The organism is Janthinobacterium sp. EB271-G4-3-2 (assembly GCF_020858035.1).
In the GTDB taxonomy this organism is placed as follows: domain Bacteria; phylum Pseudomonadota; class Gammaproteobacteria; order Burkholderiales; family Burkholderiaceae_D; genus Janthinobacterium; species Janthinobacterium aestuarii.
This window is the reverse complement of record NZ_JACYMG010000004.1, coordinates 343,474-360,245: the sequence shown is the minus strand read 5'-3', so window position 1 is coordinate 360,245 and position 16,772 is coordinate 343,474. Positions and strand designations below refer to the sequence as shown.

At 62.8% G+C, this 16,772-nt stretch carries 19 protein-coding genes and 1 tRNA gene; 10 read left to right on the top strand and 10 right to left on the bottom strand.

Features of this window, described 5'->3' with window-relative positions; all coding sequences use genetic code 11:
* Positions 1-5: 5 nt before the first annotated feature.
* Positions 6-1,046: an NAD(P)H-dependent glycerol-3-phosphate dehydrogenase gene (locus tag IGS55_RS11905; protein WP_230518130.1), complete on the top strand. Its 1,041-nt coding sequence runs from the start codon at positions 6-8 to the stop codon at positions 1,044-1,046.
* Between the two features lie 24 nt (positions 1,047-1,070).
* Here IGS55_RS11905 and IGS55_RS11900 read toward each other — a convergent pair whose 3' ends face one another.
* The 4 genes from IGS55_RS11900 to mscL are packed head-to-tail and all read right to left on the bottom strand — an operon-like array spanning position 1,071 to position 3,796.
* Entirely contained in the window at positions 1,071-1,415 is a 345-nt protein-coding gene (locus IGS55_RS11900) for a hypothetical protein (protein ID WP_230518129.1), read from the bottom strand.
* A 15-nt stretch (positions 1,416-1,430) separates the two neighbouring features.
* On the bottom strand, positions 1,431-2,123 hold the full coding sequence (locus IGS55_RS11895; RefSeq protein ID WP_230518128.1) for a DUF2461 domain-containing protein: 693 nt from the start codon (positions 2,121-2,123) through the stop codon (positions 1,431-1,433).
* Positions 2,124-2,144: 21 nt separating this feature from the next.
* Positions 2,145-3,305, bottom strand: a complete 1,161-nt coding sequence (locus IGS55_RS11890; RefSeq protein ID WP_072455825.1) for a Do family serine endopeptidase — start codon at positions 3,303-3,305, stop codon at positions 2,145-2,147.
* 41 nt (positions 3,306-3,346) lie between these two features.
* Complete coding sequence (gene mscL, locus IGS55_RS11885) at positions 3,347-3,796, bottom strand: large conductance mechanosensitive channel protein MscL (RefSeq protein ID WP_034753010.1); 450 nt, start codon at positions 3,794-3,796, stop codon at positions 3,347-3,349.
* 412 nt (positions 3,797-4,208) lie between these two features.
* Between mscL and petA the strand changes: the two genes are divergently transcribed.
* The 7 genes from petA (at position 4,209) to IGS55_RS11850 (ending at position 9,005) form a co-directional block, all read left to right on the top strand.
* Complete coding sequence (gene petA / locus IGS55_RS11880; protein WP_034753009.1) at positions 4,209-4,817, top strand: ubiquinol-cytochrome c reductase iron-sulfur subunit; 609 nt, start codon at positions 4,209-4,211, stop codon at positions 4,815-4,817.
* A gap of 2 nt (positions 4,818-4,819) precedes the next feature.
* A complete protein-coding gene (locus IGS55_RS11875) occupies positions 4,820-6,232 on the top strand; it encodes a cytochrome b (RefSeq protein WP_230518127.1) in 1,413 nt (470 codons plus the stop codon).
* Positions 6,233-6,268: 36 nt separating this feature from the next.
* Positions 6,269-7,033 (top strand): cytochrome c1, encoded by a 765-nt coding sequence (locus tag IGS55_RS11870; protein WP_034753006.1) that lies wholly within the window; start codon positions 6,269-6,271, stop codon positions 7,031-7,033.
* A 120-nt stretch (positions 7,034-7,153) separates the two neighbouring features.
* Entirely contained in the window at positions 7,154-7,765 is a 612-nt protein-coding gene (locus IGS55_RS11865; RefSeq protein ID WP_010394154.1) for a glutathione S-transferase N-terminal domain-containing protein, read from the top strand.
* A 227-nt stretch (positions 7,766-7,992) separates the two neighbouring features.
* Entirely contained in the window at positions 7,993-8,505 is a 513-nt protein-coding gene (locus IGS55_RS11860) for a ClpXP protease specificity-enhancing factor (protein WP_230518126.1), read from the top strand.
* Positions 8,506-8,531: 26 nt separating this feature from the next.
* Positions 8,532-8,607: transfer RNA gene (locus IGS55_RS11855), tRNA-Thr, on the top strand.
* A 191-nt stretch (positions 8,608-8,798) separates the two neighbouring features.
* Positions 8,799-9,005 (top strand): dodecin, encoded by a 207-nt coding sequence (locus IGS55_RS11850; RefSeq protein ID WP_034753599.1) that lies wholly within the window; start codon positions 8,799-8,801, stop codon positions 9,003-9,005.
* Positions 9,006-9,032: 27 nt separating this feature from the next.
* Here the strand turns inward: IGS55_RS11850 and IGS55_RS11845 are convergent, their stop codons facing one another.
* Positions 9,033-9,344, bottom strand: coding sequence for a hypothetical protein (locus IGS55_RS11845; protein ID WP_230518125.1), 312 nt, complete (start codon positions 9,342-9,344; stop codon positions 9,033-9,035).
* 150 nt (positions 9,345-9,494) lie between these two features.
* On the opposite strand from IGS55_RS11845, the gene IGS55_RS11840 reads away from it, so the two are divergent.
* On the top strand, positions 9,495-9,869 hold the full coding sequence (locus tag IGS55_RS11840) for a hypothetical protein (protein WP_230518124.1): 375 nt from the start codon (positions 9,495-9,497) through the stop codon (positions 9,867-9,869).
* A 211-nt stretch (positions 9,870-10,080) separates the two neighbouring features.
* Positions 10,081-11,073 (top strand): EDSAP-1 family PEP-CTERM protein, encoded by a 993-nt coding sequence (locus IGS55_RS11835; RefSeq protein ID WP_230518123.1) that lies wholly within the window; start codon positions 10,081-10,083, stop codon positions 11,071-11,073.
* A 67-nt stretch (positions 11,074-11,140) separates the two neighbouring features.
* Here IGS55_RS11835 and IGS55_RS11830 read toward each other — a convergent pair whose 3' ends face one another.
* Genes IGS55_RS11830 through IGS55_RS11810 form a run of 5 tightly spaced genes read right to left on the bottom strand, consistent with a single transcriptional unit; the run spans position 11,141 to position 16,725 of the window.
* Positions 11,141-12,208 carry a LytR C-terminal domain-containing protein gene (locus tag IGS55_RS11830; RefSeq protein WP_230518122.1) on the bottom strand — a complete coding sequence of 356 codons (1,068 nt, stop codon included), beginning with the start codon at positions 12,206-12,208 and terminating at the stop codon, positions 11,141-11,143.
* A gap of 11 nt (positions 12,209-12,219) precedes the next feature.
* Positions 12,220-13,158, bottom strand: a complete 939-nt coding sequence (locus IGS55_RS11825; protein WP_046681967.1) for a type II secretion system F family protein — start codon at positions 13,156-13,158, stop codon at positions 12,220-12,222.
* A gap of 13 nt (positions 13,159-13,171) precedes the next feature.
* Entirely contained in the window at positions 13,172-14,149 is a 978-nt protein-coding gene (locus IGS55_RS11820) for a type II secretion system F family protein (RefSeq protein ID WP_230518121.1), read from the bottom strand.
* Positions 14,150-14,159: 10 nt separating this feature from the next.
* Positions 14,160-15,506 carry a CpaF family protein gene (locus tag IGS55_RS11815; RefSeq protein WP_080698639.1) on the bottom strand — a complete coding sequence of 449 codons (1,347 nt, stop codon included), beginning with the start codon at positions 15,504-15,506 and terminating at the stop codon, positions 14,160-14,162.
* A 49-nt stretch (positions 15,507-15,555) separates the two neighbouring features.
* On the bottom strand, positions 15,556-16,725 hold the full coding sequence (locus IGS55_RS11810) for an AAA family ATPase (protein ID WP_230518120.1): 1,170 nt from the start codon (positions 16,723-16,725) through the stop codon (positions 15,556-15,558).
* Positions 16,726-16,772 lie beyond the last annotated feature (47 nt).

Genomic DNA, 16,772 nt, shown 5'->3' with positions numbered 1-16,772 from the left:
GTTGCATGCAAGTTTCTCCTGAAGTCACTCCCGATAGTATTCCCGCCGCCCGCAAGATCACCCTGCTGGGGGCCGGCGCCTGGGGCACGGCCGTGGCCATGGCCCTGGCCGGCCGCCACGACGTGCTGCTGTGGGGCCGCAACGGCGACGCCATGGCCGCCATGGCCGCCAACGGCGAAAACAGTTATTTGCCCGGCTTCCCATTGCCGCCGCAATTGCGCATCAGCGCCGATTTCGACGCCGCCGTCGCGCATGCCAGTGGCGAACACGGCCTCTTGATCGCCGCCTGCCCCGTGGCGGGCTTGCGGCCCATGCTGCATCAATTGAAAGACAAGGCCATCGGCAACCTCGTGTGGCTCTGCAAAGGGTTCGAAGGCGGCACGGGTTTGCTGCCGCACCAGATCGTGCAGGAAGTGCTGGGCGACACTATCCCCGGCGGCGCCCTGTCCGGCCCCTCGTTCGCGCAGGAAGTGGCGCGCGGCTTGCCGTGCGCGCTGACCATCGCTTCGCACAATGCCGCCTTGCGCGGTGCCGTCGTCTCGGCCTTGCATGGCGGCACCATCCGCGTGTATGCGAGCGACGACCTGGTAGGCGTGGAAGTGGGCGGCGCCGTCAAGAACGTGCTGGCCATTGCCACCGGCGTGGCCGACGGCCTGGGCCTGGGCTTGAATGCGCGCGCCGCGCTGATCACGCGTGGCCTGGCGGAAATCACGCGCCTGGGCACAGCCTTGGGTGGCCAGACGGAAACGTTCATGGGCTTGACCGGCATGGGCGACTTGATTCTGACGTGCACAGGCGACCTGTCGCGCAACCGCCGGGTCGGCCTGGGCCTGGCGCAAGGCAAGGCGCTGGAGACCATCGTGGCCGAACTCGGTCACGTGGCCGAAGGCGTGCCCTGCGCCAAGGCCGTGCGCGAACTGGCGCGCCGCATGGGCGTCGACATGCCGATCACCAATGCGGTGGCCGGCGTGCTGTTCGATGGGGATTTGCCGCACGTGATGGTGCAGCAGCTGCTGTCGCGCGATCCGCGCGCCGAGGCGGCCTAAGGCGACCTGACCCGCCAGGGAAACCTAACGCCCCGCTTTGGCCATCAAGATCGTCAGCAGCAACAGACTGTCTTCGCGCGCTTCCAGGGCGTGCGCCTGGCCGCCGAGCAGGTACAGCATCTGCCCCGGCCCCAGCAGGTGCACGCCGCCATGCGCTTCCACCGCCACCTGCCCTTGCAGGCACAGCAAGGTGATTTCACCAAGCACATGATGCTCGGGCATGGTCTTGCCCTTGGGCATGCACATGCGGATCAATTCCAGTTCATCCGTCTTGGCCAGCGCGATGGCGGAAAACTGCGACAGGTCGTCGCCGTCCCTGCGCAGCACGTCGATCACCTGTCCTGAACTTGCGTGCTCCAATGCCATCATGTGCTCCTTCAGCAATTATTCGGTGACTTCCTCCGGCTCTTTCGCGCCGCGCATCCACTCGACCAGCGGCCACGCATCCTTCAAGCCTTCCGCCAGGGTCGGCAGCAGTTTCTCGGGGGCGTTGACGGGCAGCGGCACTTCGGTCCAGACGAAAAAGCTCTTCAGCTTGATGAATTCGATATGTTCGGCGTCCGCGTCAAACCCCTTCGGCGGGCGCTGCAGCTTGCCCTCGTTCTGGATGGAGCCGAAACGGGCCTTCAAGCGCTTATTTTTCAGCACTTTGGAAAAGCCTGGCGCATCGTTGACCATGTGCTCGCGCAGCGCCTTCAGACGGCCCGGCGGCGGCATGTATTCGCCGGCGCCGAACAGCAGGTTCCCCTGGCCGTCGATCTGCAGATAATACGTGGGACCGCCCGCCTTGCTGGGGCGGCGCATGTCGTTCGGCGCGATGGCGGCCGAAAAACGCGTTTTATACGGGCTTTTATCATGGGCAAAGCGCACGTCGCGGTTGATGCGGAACATGGCCTTCTTCGGATTGCAGTATTTCACGGCCGGGTCGAACTTGCCCAGCTCGCCGATCAGGCTGGTGACCAGGGCCAGGAATTCCTCGCGCAGGATGTCGTAGCGGGGCTTGTTCATCACAAACCAGGGACGGTTGTTGTTGTCGCTCAGTTCACGTAAAAATTGGGTCAAATCACGCACATGCATGTGTCAAATTCCGATCAGCAACTATTTGGAAAGCTCTTTCGGGATGGGGCGCTTGCCCACCATCACGTCGAGTGCCGCTTCGCGATTCTTGCGCAGCACCGTCATTTTAGCTTTTTCGCCGGGCGGCAGTTGGGCGATCAGGTTGAGCATTTCCGTCGTGTCGCCGACGGGCTTGCCTTGCACCGTCAGCAGGATGTCGCCGGGCACGATGCCCGCCTTGTCGGCCGGGCCGTTGCGCACCACGCCGGCGATGATGGCGCCGCTGGTGCGCTGCAAGTTGAAGCTTTGCGCCAGCTCGGGCGTGATGTCCTGCGTTTCCACGCCGATCCAGCCGCGCACCACGTGGCCATCCTTGATGATGGCTTCCATCACCGTCTTGGCCGTCGACACGGGAATGGCGAAGCCGATGCCGACCGAGCCGCCGCTTTGCGAATAAATCGCCGTATTGATGCCGATCAGATTGCCGCGCGTATCGACCAGGGCGCCGCCCGAGTTGCCGAAGTTAATCGCCGCATCCGTCTGGATGAAGTTTTCAAAACTGTTGATGTGCAGATTGTTGCGCCCCAGGGCGGAGATGATGCCCATGGTCACCGTCTGGCCCACGCCGAACGGATTGCCGATGGCCAGCACCACGTCGCCCACGCGCGCCAGTTCCGACTGGCCCAGCACGATGACGGGCAGCTTGTCGAGGTCGATCTTGATGACGGCCAGGTCCGTTTCCGGGTCCAGGCCCACCACCTTGGCCGGCGCCTTGCGGCCATCGGTGAGCACCACTTCGATTTCATCGGCGCCTTCGACCACGTGGTTGTTGGTCAGCACATAGCCTTCATGGCTGACGATGACGCCGGAGCCGAGGCTGTTTTTCAAGTCGTCGTCATCCCCGTCGTCCGGGTCGCGGTCGCCGAAGAAACGTTTGAAGAAGGGATCGCGCGCCAGCGGATGGGCGCCGCGCTTGGGGACTTGCAGGGTGAGGATGTTGACGACGGCGGGCATGGCGCGCGCCGCCGCGTCGCGGTAGGAGCCGGGCGCCAGGCTGCTGGACGCCGTTTCCACCACGGGCACCGGTTTCGCGGGAGAACCCAGTTGCTGTACCCGGCTCGCCGGGCGCAGCGCGCCGTACACAAAGTACAGCGCCAACGCGATCGTCACGGTTTGCGCAAACAATAACCAGAATCGTCGCATACAGTTCTCTGCCCAAATCAGCCGGCCCGTGCCGGAACGACTTATTTTGCCAGATCGTTGCTATTCTGTCCGTTCTTCTGCAGCGAGTCGCGGATTTCACGCAGCAGCACGATGTCTTCCGGCGTGGCCGGTGCCGCTGCCGGCGCGACCGGTTCGCTGCGGCGGGCCTTGTTCATCAGGCGTACCATCTGGAAGATGATGAAGGCCAGAATGACGAAATTGAGCAGAATGGTCAGGAAGTTACCGTAGGCCAGCACGGCGCCCGCCTTTTTCGCTTCCACCAGGGTCAGGGTGGTGGCTTGTCCATTCAGGGGCAGGTAGTAATTGGCGAAATCGAGGCCGCCGAAAATGCGGCCAATGGGCGGCATGATCACGTCTTGCACCAGCGAATCGACAATCTTGCCGAAGGCGCCGCCGATAATGACACCGACCGCCAGATCGACGACGTTACCCTTCATTGCAAATTCTTTAAATTCTTGCATCATTGCCATGAATTTCTCCTTCGGATAGATATAAAAACATGCCGATCATACTATTGATTCCTGGGGACACCAACTTGTGGTTGCCGACAGGACCAATTCCGGCACAGCCATGCGCATCTAGTTCGAAAGAACTAGCCACCTCCTGCAAAAGTATATAAATTATGGTACAAGCAACGTTTTTGTTTTATTCGTTGTTTGCTTCACTTATAATTTGCGGTTGCCAGAAGTGGCTTTTTCACTTCCGGATAATCAACAAGAAACTGGCACGGGCTGCGCCATTGGCCGAAGTTCCGCAGGGATGTTGCCACGTTACCGTACAAAGATGCGGATCGCGGCAATCAGTGGGATAGAGCTTCGGCGACGGGTTTTTCGCGGCTGCCACTCATAATAAAGATTCGCATTTTGACTGATTGGGGTTTGCATGAGTAACGAAAAGCAGGTCGATTCAGGCCGTCGCGGCTTGCTCGTCGCCACGTGCGCGGCGGGCAGTGTAGTTGGATTGGCAACCGCGGGAGCCTTGGTAAGCACCTTCCAGCCGTCGGAGCGCGCGAAAGCGGCTGGCGCGCCGGTCGAAGTAGACATCACCACCTTGCAACCCGGCGAAATGCGCACCGTCGAATGGCGCGGCAAGCCGGTCTGGATTCTGAAGCGCACGCCGGAAATGATCGCGTCCCTGAAAAAGACCGACGGCAAAGTCGCCGATGCCAATTCCCAACGCAATCCCGCCGAATTCACGCCGGAATACTGCATGAACGAGGCACGCTCGATCAAGCCTGAAATTCTCGTCGCCGTCGGCATCTGCACCCACCTGGGCTGCTCCCCTTCCTCGAAATTTGCCCCCGGCCCGCAACCGTCGCTGCCCGATGACTGGGAAGGCGGCTTCCTGTGCCCTTGCCACGGCTCCACCTTCGACATGGCAGGCCGCGTGTTCAAGAACAAGCCGGCGCCGGACAACCTGCAAGTGCCGCGTCATATGTATCTGAGCGACACCAAATTGCTGATAGGTAAAGACGAGAAAGGCGAGGCTTGATCATGGCTGCTTTCAAAGAGACGAAATTCCCGGCAGACGCTCCCGTCGCCGAAAAAGCGCTGGGCTGGGTCGATGACCGCTTTCCCCTGACCAAGCTGTGGAATGACCAATGGGGCAAGTACTACGCCCCGAAAAACTTCAATTTCTGGTACATCTTCGGCTCGCTGGCCATGCTGGTGCTGGTCTTGCAGATCGTCACCGGCATCTTCCTGACCATGCACTACAAACCGGATGCGGCCCTGGCCTTCAACTCCGTCGAGTACATCATGCGCGAAGTACCGTGGGGCTGGCTGGTGCGCTACATGCACTCGACGGGCGCCTCGGCCTTCTTCATCATCGTCTACCTGCACATGACGCGCGGCCTGCTGTACGGCTCGTACCGCAAGCCACGTGAACTGATCTGGCTGTTCGGTTTCGCCATCTTCCTGTGCCTGATGGCCGAAGCGTTCTTCGGCTACCTGCTGCCATGGGGCCAGATGTCGTACTGGGGCGCCCAAGTGATCGTCAACCTGTTTGGCGCCATCCCGCTGATCGGCCCTGACCTGTCGCTGTGGATCCGCGGCGACTACGTCGTCTCCGACGCGACCCTGAACCGCTTCTTCGCCTTCCACGTGATCGCCATCCCGCTGGTACTGCTGGGCCTGGTTGCAGCGCACTTGATCGCCCTGCATGAAGTCGGCTCGAGCAATCCGGACGGCATCGAAGTGAAAGAAAACCTGGGCGCCGACGGCCACCCGGTCGATTCGATTCCTTCGCATCCTTACTACACCGTGCATGACCTGTTCGGCGTATCGATCTTCCTCGTCATTTTCAGCGCCGTCGTCTTCTTCGCGCCGGAAATGGGCGGTTACTTCCTGGAATACAACAACTTCCTGCCAGGCGACTCGCTGAAGACCCCGCTGCACATCGCGCCAACCTGGTACTTCACGCCGTTCTACTCGGTGCTACGCGCCACCACGGCCGACTTCATGTACGTGCTGATGGGTGTCGTGGCCGCCTACGTGGTGTTCATCTGGCTCAAGTCGCGCCTGTCGACGACCGTCAAGTCCATCATCGCCGGCATCGCCATCGTCGCCATCATCGGCATGCTGCCGCAGGTGCTGGACGCAAAATTCTGGGGCGTGGTGTTCTTCGGCGGTTCCGTCGTGATCCTGGCGTTCCTGCCATGGCTGGATCATTCGCCGGTGAAATCGATCCGCTACCGTCCGACCTGGCACAAATACATCTATGCCATCTTCGGCCTGTCGTTCCTGATCCTCGGCTACCTCGGGACCCAGGCGCCAACGGATGCAAAAACCATCGTGTCGCAAGTGTGCACCCTGATTTACTTCAGCTTCTTCCTGCTGATGCCATGGTGGAGTGCCATGGGCAAGTTCAAGACCGTGCCGTCGCGTGTGACGTTTCACCCGCACTAAGCCGCTCTCACGCCACGCTCAAAGGACATACATCATATGAAGATTGCAAAAAAACTGCTCGCCATCCTGGCACTCGTGCCCGCCATGGCTCTCGCCAGCGAAGGCGGCTTTCCGCTGGACAAGGCGCCTGACCGCCAGACCAACATGGCGGCGCTGCAGCATGGCGCCAAATTGTTCGTCAATTATTGCTTGAATTGCCACTCTGCCGTGTCGATGCGCTACAACCGCCTGCGCGACCTGGGCTTGACGGAAGACCAGATCAAGCAGAACCTGTTGTTCACCAGCGATAAAGTGGGCGACCTGATGACGACAAGCCTGGCAGCGCAGGACGCCAAGGCTTTCTTTGGCGTCGTACCGCCCGATTTGTCGGTAATTTCGCGCGCGAAATCATCTTCCGCTGGCACAGGCGGCGACTACCTGTATACTTACCTGCGTACGTTCTATAAAGACGACACTCGTCCGACCGGCTGGAACAACATGGTCGTGCCGAATGTTGCCATGCCGCATGTATTATGGGAATTGCAAGGTGTCCAGACTGCCAAGTTCGTGGAAGAGAATGATCCGCACGAAGCTGGCAAGAAGATCCACAAATTTACCGGCTTCGAGCAGGTCAAGCCAGGTACGTTGAACAAGATCGAGTATGACAATGCGGTAGCCGACCTGGTCGGTTACATGGAGTGGATGGCCGAACCGGCACAGCAGACACGCAAGCGCCTGGGCGTGTGGGTGCTGCTGTTCCTGTCGGTCTTTGCTCTGCTGGCATGGCGCCTTAACGCGTCGTTCTGGAAGGAAGTCAAATAAGTGAGGCGCCGGCCATAGGCCGGTTTATGCCTGTTTCTGCGTTGTCCGCATGAGTGGACAAGCGACCTGGGGTGAGCCGTTCGCGGCTTCACCCCCTTTGTTTCTAAGGAACTATAAAAAATGATGGTTCTCTATTCGGGTACAACCTGCCCATTTTCGCAACGCTGCCGCCTGGTTCTGTTTGAAAAAGGCATGGACTTTGAAGTGCGCGACGTCGACCTGTTCAACAAACCGGAAGACATTTCGACCATGAACCCGTATGGCCAGGTGCCTATCCTGGTCGAGCGCGAACTGATCCTGTATGAATCGAACATCATCAACGAGTACATCGATGAGCGCTTCCCGCATCCGCAACTGATGCCGGCCGATCCGCTGATGCGTGCCCGCGCGCGCCTGATGCTGTTCAATTTCGAAAAAGAACTGTTCGTGCACGTGCACGTGCTGGAAAGCGAACGCGCCAAGAGCAACGACAAGGCCCACGACAAGGCACGCGCGGAAATCCGCGACCGCCTGACGACCCTGGCGCCACTGTTCCTGAAAAACAAGTACATGCTGGGCGACGAATTCTCGATGCTCGACGTGGCTGTCGCACCGCTGCTGTGGCGCCTGGACCACTACGGCATCGAACTGTCGAAGACGGCCGCACCGCTGATGAAATACGCCGAACGCATCTTCTCGCGTCCAGCGTACATCGAAGCACTGACCCCTTCCGAAAAGGTCATGCGCCGTTAAGATATCCCCATAAAGCTACTGCGCAGCCCGCTCTCGACTTGGCTTACTCGCCGTACTGAAGTACGGCTGCGTTACTGAAGCCGATATCGGGCTTGCTCGCGACGCTTTCTGGGGCATCTTGGGCCAACTATCATTCTTTGTTTTGTATTGAGCTAGTTGCCCTATCGCCTCATTGAATTACCGGTGCGCCCGCCTTGTGGCGGCGCTCCCGCCTCACAGTGCCTACCATGTCTGAAATCTCAACCAAACCTTATATGCTGCGTGCCATCTACGAGTGGTGCACCGACAGCGGCTACACGCCTTATCTCGCGGTCAAAGTCGATTCGCGCACCACGGTACCGATGGAATACGTGAAAAAGGGCGAAATCGTGCTCAACATCAGCTTCGGCGCCACCAGCGGCCTGAAGATGGACAACGACGCCATCCGCTTCCACGCCCGCTTCGGCGGCGTCTCGCGCGAAATCTATGTGCCGGTCGACAACGTGATGGCCATCTACGCCAACGAAAACGGCCAGGGCATGGCTTTCGAGCCCGTGCTGGGCAACGATGACCCCGATGCGCAACCGACGGACAGCCCGGCCTCGGCCGACGTGCCGCCGCCAGTGCTCGCCCCCGCCGCCAGCGGTCCGACCCTGTCGTCCGTGCCGGCCAGCTCCCCCGAACAACGCGACAGCGCCACACCAGGCGACGACGAGCCACCAAAAAAAGGCGGCCGCCCGACCCTGACACGCATTAAATAGCGTATAATTCGCAACGCGCAGTTTTTGCCGACTTAGCTCATTTGGTAGAGCAGTTGATTTGTAATCATCAGGTGGCCAGTTCGAAACCGGCAGTCGGCACCAGAATTCAGTAGAAAATCAAAGGGTTACCCGCTTCGGCTGGTAGCCCTTTTTTCTTTTCTCCCTTCTGCGAACTACTCCTGTGATGGATTGCTGCACCGCGCAATGACTATCAGCACGTTTAGGCGCAAGATGAGCACGTACCTGCGCAAAGCAGGCTCCCGATGTCTGGCTTGCCTACCTGGGGAAATATCATGTCCGCACACACTTACAAGTTGATCGAACTGGTCGGCACGTCGACCGAGAGCAGCGATCAGGCGATACGCGATGCCATTGCCAAGGCGGCGCTGACGGTCAAGCACATGGACTGGTATGAAGTGACGGAATCGCGCGGCCATATCGTCGACGGCAAGGTGGCGCATTTCCAGGTCACGCTCAAGGTCGGCTTCCGGCTCGAATAAAGGGATCGAGCAAGGCGGGCCGCGCGCTCAGCGCCGCCCAGGTACTCCCCGGCTCTCCAGCCACTCCCGGCCGCCGCCGTCCAACGCGGTTTGAATGACCTTTTCCGGCAAGCTGTAGACGGTCGCCCAGCTGGCGCGGCCGTCCTGCGTATTCGCGGGAAAGCTGTGCGTTTCGATGGGCCAGTGGTATTTGCGTTTCAGCGCCTTGACGATGGCGGCCAGCGAGACGCGGCCTTGCAGCGGCTCGGCGCCGGACTGGTCGCGGTTCGACAGCAGCACGGCCAGGACCTGGCCGCGGCCCGTGCGCGCGCCGGGGAAGGTGGGGGTTTTGTTTGCCATGGCCTATTTTACCGGGCAAGGCGCGTTGTGCCGCACCTTTGATCTGGCGCAAGCGCCGCAACGGCGTTGCGGCCACGATGAGCATTTCGCCAGGCGTGACGGCGCCCCTCCGGCAGCCTGGGCTAGCGACAAGGGGCACAGGAGAACATCATGCACAGCCTGAACATCCACGCCATGCAATGGCAGCCCGTCGCCGATATTTCCGCCGTCAATCCGCTGCTGCCCGACGACCTCGCCTGCTTTCGCGAATTGCGCGACGTGCTGCAACGCTACGGCGCGCTCGACCGCTTCGGCATTTCCCTGATCCACCGCCATTTCGACATCGCCGACGACGAGGAATTGATGGAGTACACAGATGCGGAAGCACGCACCTTGACGGTAAAGCCTGTCAAGAAAAGCGACATCGACTGGCAGCACACGACGATTACCAACTGGAAACTGACGGAAGACGAGGAAGTGGCCCGCATCGGTTGCGGCTGCGCGCGCAATTCCGGTGGCCACCTCGGCTATCACCGGGGTACCTGACACTGACCGGCACCGCCGGCAAAGCGGCGTCGGCCTTTCTTACACTTTGCTTCCACCGGCTCAGTCCGCTTTGCGCAAGCCCTTGATTCAATATGCTTTTTTTGTATGGCACGCAAGCTGCTTATCACTGTCTACGAGATGAATCCAGGCAGATCATTCTGGATTCTTTCTCCCCCGGATTTTCCGAGACTGACTACGATAAGAGGCTGCGATGAACGTCGATCACACACGAAACAAGACCCTGGGTTGGCTGGGCGCACTGGCGGCGGCAAGCTTGCTGGCCAGCGGTCAGGCGCAGGCCGGTGCGTACGGCCTGGCCGTCAATGAGTTGAACAATTTCCGCATCGCCACCAGCGCCGGCGCGCTGTCGCTGGCTGGCGCCAACCGCAATGCCAGCGACAGCGCCTTCTTCGAAGGGGGCGTGGCCGTCAATCCGCGCGCCGTCAATACGGGGCCGGCCGCCAATGCCGACGTGCTGCAAGTGTGCTCGGGCGGCGGCTGCGGCGGCTTGCCGCAAAATAACTACGCACCCAGCCCCAGTTCCACCCTGGAGTTCGCCCGCGGCGATGCGCACGCCTTCGGCAACATGCTCAACGGCGGCGGCGCCACCGTGCGCGCCGTCTCGGAAGCCCAGCGCAACACGGTGGGCGCCGCCACGTCGACGGCGGGCGACACGCTCACCGGCTCCGTCAACCTGACCCTGTCGAGCGCCGGCTTCATCACCTTCAGCTTCATGGGACGGCGCGATCTGCGCACCAGCGTGACGACGATGGGCGACAAGTCGAACGTGTCGATCATGGATATCTTCAATATCTCCTGCAACAGCGCCAGCCCCGTCGGCTGCCTGTCGAACGCGAATGCCGATGGCGTGATCTTCCAGTTCGCGCCCGATGGCGACGCCAACAATGGCAGCGACGTCAATGGCAACCATGCGGTCGGCAGCCTCGATCCCTTCAGCCTGAACATGACGACCGGCACCAACGATCCGGCCACCTCGCGCGCCTTTGCGAACGGCTTCGCGATGTTTTCGCTGACCTCGAATTTCGCTTTGCCCGCCGGCAGCTACACCTTGAACTTTTCCAAGTCCACGCGCACCGATATCGTCGTCATCGATCCCTTGCAAGTACCGGAGCCTGGCACCCTGTTCCTGCTGGGCATGGGACTGGCGGCCCTGGCTTTTACGCGCCGCCGCTTGCCGAAATAATCCGCAGCATGAAAAACACGCGGCGCCCACAAAAAGCGCCGCATTTTTTTATGCCGATAAAAACGTGTTAACCGAGCCGTGCCAGCGCCCGGCGCGCCAGCTGCAATTGCTGCAGATAATAGCGGTGCAGCATGGCAGGGTCGGTGAGATCGCGCCCCAGTACCAGGCGCAGCTCGCTGGCGGGGCAGTCCGCGGCCTGGGTCTGCACTTGGGCGCCCAGCTGGCGGGCCAATTGGCGCGCCGCCTGCTCCTGCGCGGGCCGGTATTCGACGCGCGTGCGCGCCACCTGGAAGCTGGTTTCATTGGCCAGGCGCACCACTTGCACGGGCGCACCGGCCAGACTGCGCGCCAGCGCGGCGGCCAAGCCAGGCACGCCGTTGCCGTTCACAATTTCCAGGCGCGGATGCGGCGCGCCGGCTGCCGGTGCAGGCGCCACAGGCACCGACGCGGCAGCGGGCACGCTGCGCACGACGGCCGACGGCAGGCGCCGCAGGCGGGCCATGCCATCGCTCTGCGTGATCTCCACACGCGCCATGGCGGGCGCATCCGGCACAGGCTCGGGCGCAAGCTTCGGCCGCGCCTCGCCGCGCAACAAGGCCATGTCGCGCCGCACATCGTGTTCCTGCAAGCTGGCCGCCTGGCGCCGCATGACGGCGGCGCGCTCGTGCTGCCCCAGCCGTTCGAGCACCTGCGCCAGGTGCCGCCAGGCCTGCGCATGGAGCGGATCGAGCAGACACGCCTGCTCCAGCGCAGTCAACGCTTGCGCAGCGCGTCCGCTCAAATAATAGGCATGACCGAGATTGCTGAACAGATAGGCTTGCCGCGGCTGCGGCGTGCCCGCTTCCTGCGTCAAGGCCAGCCAATGGGCGATCGCCGCGTCGTGTTCGCCACGCTGCGCATGCAGCACGGCCAGGCCGTTGCGCGCGTTCACGTGGCGCGGCGCATGGCGCAGGGCTTGTTCATAAGCCGCTTGCGCCGCAGGCAAGTCGCCCCGCTCGAAATGCTGGCGCCCCGCCGCATAGGCGGTATCGGCGTCGGGCCACGCCGCCACCGGCACATGGGCCAGCTGCGTGGTACAGGCGGCCAGGCCCAGGCAGGCGCAGGCGGCGGCCAGGCGGGAAATCGTCAAGCGCATGGTGATTCCTTTCAGCGGCTGGCCATGGCCGGCACGAGCACGCGATAGACTTCGATCACGGCCGGCCCCATGAGCACCAGCATCAGGGTGGGAAAGACGCAAAAGATCAGCGGGAACAGCAGTTTCAGGGCGATCTTCGCTGCAGCCTCCTCGGCCAGCAGGCTGCGCTTGCCGCGCAGGTTTTCCGAATGCACGCGCAGCGAATCGCCCATGCTGGTGCCGAAGCGCTCCGATTGAATCAGCATGGCAACGAGAGTGTCGACGTCTTCCACGCCGCTGCGCAGGGCCAGGTTGCGCAGCGCCTTTTCCTTGGAAAAGCCGGCGCGCATTTCCATCAGCACCAGCTGCAATTCCTGCGCCAGCACCATGCTCTTGATGTGGATTTCGCCCGACACCTTCACCAGCGCGCGCTCCAGGCTCAGGCCCGCTTCCACGCACACGGTCAGCAAGTCGAGCGCGTCGGGGATGTTCTCAAAGATGTCGCGCTGGCGCCGCTTGGCCGTGCTGGCCAGCACCAGGTTGGGCAGGTAATAGCCGATGGTGGCGCTGACGCACAGCAGCAACAGCAGCACGCTGCGCAGCTGCGCCGCCATGGCGCTGGCCGCGTACAGGCCCAGCACGGTGGGAAACAGCAGGGCCAGCACGGATTTCGCCGCGAAGTACAGGGCCGGCGCGCTGGCTTGCCGCCAGCCCGCGTTCATGAAGCGCGTACGCAGCGGCGAACGTTCCCAGCCCTCTTCCGGCAGCGACAGCTTGCTGAACGGCTGCGCCACGCGCGCCACCCTCTCCACCCAGCCATTTTCCACCACCGCCTCGCTGGCGGCCGGCGCCGTGGCGCCAAACAGGCGCTGGCGCAAAGTGCCGGGAAAGAAGATCACCCACGCCAGCAGGGCCAGCGCCACCACCACGGCAAAGACGATCACGAGAAACAGCAGTTGTGCACCGCTCATAGCACCTCCTGTTTTAGATGCGGATGCGGATCACGTTGCGCATCCAGACCACGCCCAGCGCCACCATGCCGGCCGCGTACCACAGCAGTTTGATGCCGCTGGGATCGGTCCACAGCAGGCGGATGTATTGCGGGTTGACCAGCGCCATGACGCCGATCATCACCACGGGCATCAGTCCCAGCACCCAGGCCGACATGCGTCCCTCGGCCGACAGCACGCGCACCTGCCCCAGCAGCTTTAGCCGGGCGCGGATGATGCGCGCGATGCTGACCAGCACCTCGGCCAAATTCCCCCCCGATTCACGCTGCACCAGCACGGCGATGACGAGGTAGCGCAAGTCCGTCAGCGGAATGCGCGCGGCCAGGTTTTGCAGCGCCTCGTTCATCGGCACGCCGTAATTGATCTCTTCGTGCGCCATCTTGAATTCGCCGCTGATCGGCTCATTGAGTTCATCGCCGACCATCTGCAGCACGTTCGAAAACGAGTGCCCGGCGCGCAGCGCGCGGGCCAGGAAATCGGCCGCTTCCGGCAGTTGCGCCTCGATCTTTTTCAGCCGCGCCGCGCGCGCGCGCAGCACGCACAAACACGGTGCGCTCGCGGCACAGGACAACAGCAGCACGGCGCCGGGCACGGGCATGGACCAGGCCGCCAGCAGCAGCAAGGCCGCCAGCAGCAAGGCGCCCGTGCCGCCGAGGAATTGCGCCACCGACCAGGACAGGCCCGATTGCAGCAGCAAATGGTCGAGCTTTGCGGCCTGCGGCGCGCGCCGCAGCAAGCGCTCCAGGCCAGGCGAACGCGCATAGCGGCGCTGCTTGAGGATGGAGACCCGCTCGCCGCCGCCCTCGCCGCGCGCCGCCATCAGCCGCAAGCGCCGGTTGATGCGCCGCGCCGCGCCGCCATGCGTGCCCGACCACCACAGCCAAACGCCTTCCACCATCAGGATGCAGGCGGCGAACAGCAGCACGGCAAAGCCGTAGAAGACCAGGTCCATGGTTCCCTCCTTACTCGTAGATGCGGTCGGGGTCGAACACGCTGTCGGGCACCGGCGCGCCGAACATGCGCAGGCGTTCCGTAAAACGGGGCCGCACGCCCGTGGCGCAGAAGTGGCCCTGCACCTTGCCGTCGGCATCGACGCCCGTCTGCTCGAAGCGGAAGATTTCATGCATGGCGATGATGTCGCCTTCCATGCCCGTCACTTCCTGCAGGCTGACCAGCTTGCGCGCGCCGTCCGTCAGGCGCGACACTTGCATCACCACCGTCACGGCCGAACAGATCTGCTGGCGCGTGGCGCGCGGCGTCAGGTTCACGTTGGCCATGCCGACCATGTTTTCCAGCCGCGCCAGCGCGTCGCGCGCCGTGTTCGAGTGGATGGTCGCCAGCGAACCCTCATGACCCGTGTTCATCGCCTGCAGCATGTCGAGCGCCTCGGCGCCGCGCACCTCGCCGAGGATGATGCGGTCGGGCCGCATGCGCAGCGCATTGCGCACCAGCGCGCGCTGGCTCACTTCGCCCTTGCCCTCGATATTCGGCGGGCGCGTTTCCAGGCGCACCACGTGCGGCTGGCGCAGCGCCAGTTCGGCCGCATCCTCGATGGTGACGATGCGCTCGCTGCCGGGGATGAAGCCGGACAGCACATTGAGCAGGGTCGTCTTGCCGCTGCCCGTGCCGCCCGAGATCAGGATGTTGACCTTGGCCTGGCCCAGCGCCTGCAGCACCTGCACCATGGGCGGCGTCAGGCTTTTGTAGTCGAGCAGGTTGGCGATGGTGAGCGGCTGCACGGCAAAGCGCCGGATCGACAGGATCGGCCCATCGACGGCCAGCGGCGGAATGATGGCATTCACGCGCGATCCGTCGGGCAGGCGCGCGTCGACCATCGGGCTCGATTCATCGACCCGTCGTCCCACGCGCGAGACGATCTTTTCGATGATCTTCATCAGGTGCGCATTGTCGTGGAAGGTCACGTCCGTCAGCTGCAGCCGCCCGCCCCGCTCCACATACACCTTGTCGCAGGTGTTGACGAGGATATCGGACACGCTGGCATCGGCCAGCAGGGGTTCGAGCGGGCCAAAGCCCAGCATCTCGTGCTGGATGTCGAGCACCAGGCTGTGGCGCTCATGCTGGTTCAGCACGATGCGTTCTTCCTCGATCACGCGCTGCACCAGCAGCGCCAGCTCGTGCTTGAACTGCTCGGCCGTCAGGCGTTTCAGCCGTTCCAGGTCGATACGGTCGAGTATCGTCTGGTGCATGGTTTTTTTCAGTTCCTGGTAGGCGTGCAGCGCCAGCGCGCCTTGTCCATTCGTGGCGGGGCGCACCGTTTCATTCGCCGCCAGGCGTTCGCGTAAAGTCATCTCGGCTCCCATGATGGCCCCCGGCGGGGGCCTTGACATCTATCCTGTCCTAGGCCTCGCTGCGGCTGAACAGGCGATCGAACAGGCCGCGGCTTTCCGTCACGCGGCGCGCCGTCACCAGCTCCACCAGTTCGGCCAGGCTGCGCGCCACGGCGCTGGTGCGCGACAGCTGCAGCAGCGGGATGCCCTGGTTGACGGAATCGGTGGCGGCGGTGTAATCGTTGGGCACCGTGTGCACCACTTCCGCGCCCAGCGCCTGTTCCAGGTCCGCCAGGCGCAGGCGCCCGCCCTTTTCATAGCGGTTGACGATCAGGCGCAAGCGCTCGCCCGGATAGCCGAGCGAGCGGAAAATGTCGAGCAGGCGGCGCCCGTCGCGGATGTCGGGCAAGGCCAGCTGCAGCACCGGATAGATGGCGTCGGCGTTATCGAGCGCGCGCAGCGACAGCGCATCGATCTGGCGTCCCACGTCGAGCACGATGTAGTCGTAGTGCTGGCGCGCCACGGCCAGGATGCGGTCCATGTGCTCGGGCTGCATGTCGACCTTGTGCGACGGGTCGTCGGCCGCCGCCAGCACGCCGAAGTTCGGCGTCACGTGCACCAGGCACGAAGCGAGGAAGGCGCCATCCATGCGCGCGATCTGCGCGCAGATGTCGGACAGGGTCATGGCCGGCTTCTGGTCCGACACATACAAGGTGGCGTCGCCGAACTGGCCGTGCAGGTCGATCAACAGCACCTTGCAGCCGGCCAGGCTGGCCAGCGCGTAGGAAAAATTCGTCGATAAAAAGGTGGCGCCGCTGCCGCCCTTGCACGAGATAAAGGCGAGCACTTTACCGTCGCGCATCTGCGTCACGCCGGCCTGGATATCGACCCTGTCCATCGCCTCGTGAAAAGCCTTGTGCACCAGCGGCAGCTGCAGCACTTCGCGCATGCCGGCGCGCATGGCGCGTATCAAGACATCCTGCTGCTGGCCGCGCGTGAGCAGCATCAGCACGGCCAGCGGATACTGGCGCGCCAGCCGCTCGAGCAGGTCGGCTTCATCGGCATCGATGCCGCTGGCGTCGACGATCACCAGTTCCGGCGCTTCCGGCAGCATGCGCTCGACGGCGTCGCGCAGGCCGCTGCGCCGTTCCAGCAGGCGCAGCACGGGCATGCGGGCCGCCCCCTGCGCGGCAATTTCATCGTGCAAGCTGGTGTCGCGGCTAATCATCAAGGCTTTCATCGCACTTCCTCGCTTCTTTCAGGTCTACACATTCGGCTGCGCCGCCA

Bases quoted from the DNA above. Each gene is read 5' to 3' on its own strand.
- IGS55_RS11840 (WP_230518124.1), top strand. From the start codon at position 9,495: ATGCACAGCCTGAACATCCACGCCATGCAATGGCAGCCCGTCGCCGAT.
- IGS55_RS11815 (WP_080698639.1), bottom strand. From the start codon at position 15,506: ATGACTTTACGCGAACGCCTGGCGGCGAATGAAACGGTGCGCCCCGCC.
- IGS55_RS11895 (WP_230518128.1), bottom strand. From the start codon at position 2,123: ATGCATGTGCGTGATTTGACCCAATTTTTACGTGAACTGAGCGACAAC.
- IGS55_RS11825 (WP_046681967.1), bottom strand. From the start codon at position 13,158: ATGAGCGGTGCACAACTGCTGTTTCTCGTGATCGTCTTTGCCGTGGTG.
- IGS55_RS11850 (WP_034753599.1), top strand. From the start codon at position 8,799: ATGTCCGCACACACTTACAAGTTGATCGAACTGGTCGGCACGTCGACC.
- IGS55_RS11890 (WP_072455825.1), bottom strand. From the start codon at position 3,305: ATGCGACGATTCTGGTTATTGTTTGCGCAAACCGTGACGATCGCGTTG.
- IGS55_RS11860 (WP_230518126.1), top strand. From the start codon at position 7,993: ATGTCTGAAATCTCAACCAAACCTTATATGCTGCGTGCCATCTACGAG.
- mscL (WP_034753010.1), bottom strand. From the start codon at position 3,796: ATGGCAATGATGCAAGAATTTAAAGAATTTGCAATGAAGGGTAACGTC.
- IGS55_RS11905 (WP_230518130.1), top strand. From the start codon at position 6: ATGCAAGTTTCTCCTGAAGTCACTCCCGATAGTATTCCCGCCGCCCGC.
- IGS55_RS11830 (WP_230518122.1), bottom strand. From the start codon at position 12,208: ATGCGCTTGACGATTTCCCGCCTGGCCGCCGCCTGCGCCTGCCTGGGC.
- IGS55_RS11865 (WP_010394154.1), top strand. From the start codon at position 7,154: ATGATGGTTCTCTATTCGGGTACAACCTGCCCATTTTCGCAACGCTGC.
- IGS55_RS11810 (WP_230518120.1), bottom strand. From the start codon at position 16,725: ATGAAAGCCTTGATGATTAGCCGCGACACCAGCTTGCACGATGAAATT.
- IGS55_RS11845 (WP_230518125.1), bottom strand. From the start codon at position 9,344: ATGGCAAACAAAACCCCCACCTTCCCCGGCGCGCGCACGGGCCGCGGC.
- IGS55_RS11875 (WP_230518127.1), top strand. From the start codon at position 4,820: ATGGCTGCTTTCAAAGAGACGAAATTCCCGGCAGACGCTCCCGTCGCC.
- IGS55_RS11820 (WP_230518121.1), bottom strand. From the start codon at position 14,149: ATGGACCTGGTCTTCTACGGCTTTGCCGTGCTGCTGTTCGCCGCCTGC.
- IGS55_RS11835 (WP_230518123.1), top strand. From the start codon at position 10,081: ATGAACGTCGATCACACACGAAACAAGACCCTGGGTTGGCTGGGCGCA.
- petA (WP_034753009.1), top strand. From the start codon at position 4,209: ATGAGTAACGAAAAGCAGGTCGATTCAGGCCGTCGCGGCTTGCTCGTC.
- IGS55_RS11900 (WP_230518129.1), bottom strand. From the start codon at position 1,415: ATGATGGCATTGGAGCACGCAAGTTCAGGACAGGTGATCGACGTGCTG.
- IGS55_RS11870 (WP_034753006.1), top strand. From the start codon at position 6,269: ATGAAGATTGCAAAAAAACTGCTCGCCATCCTGGCACTCGTGCCCGCC.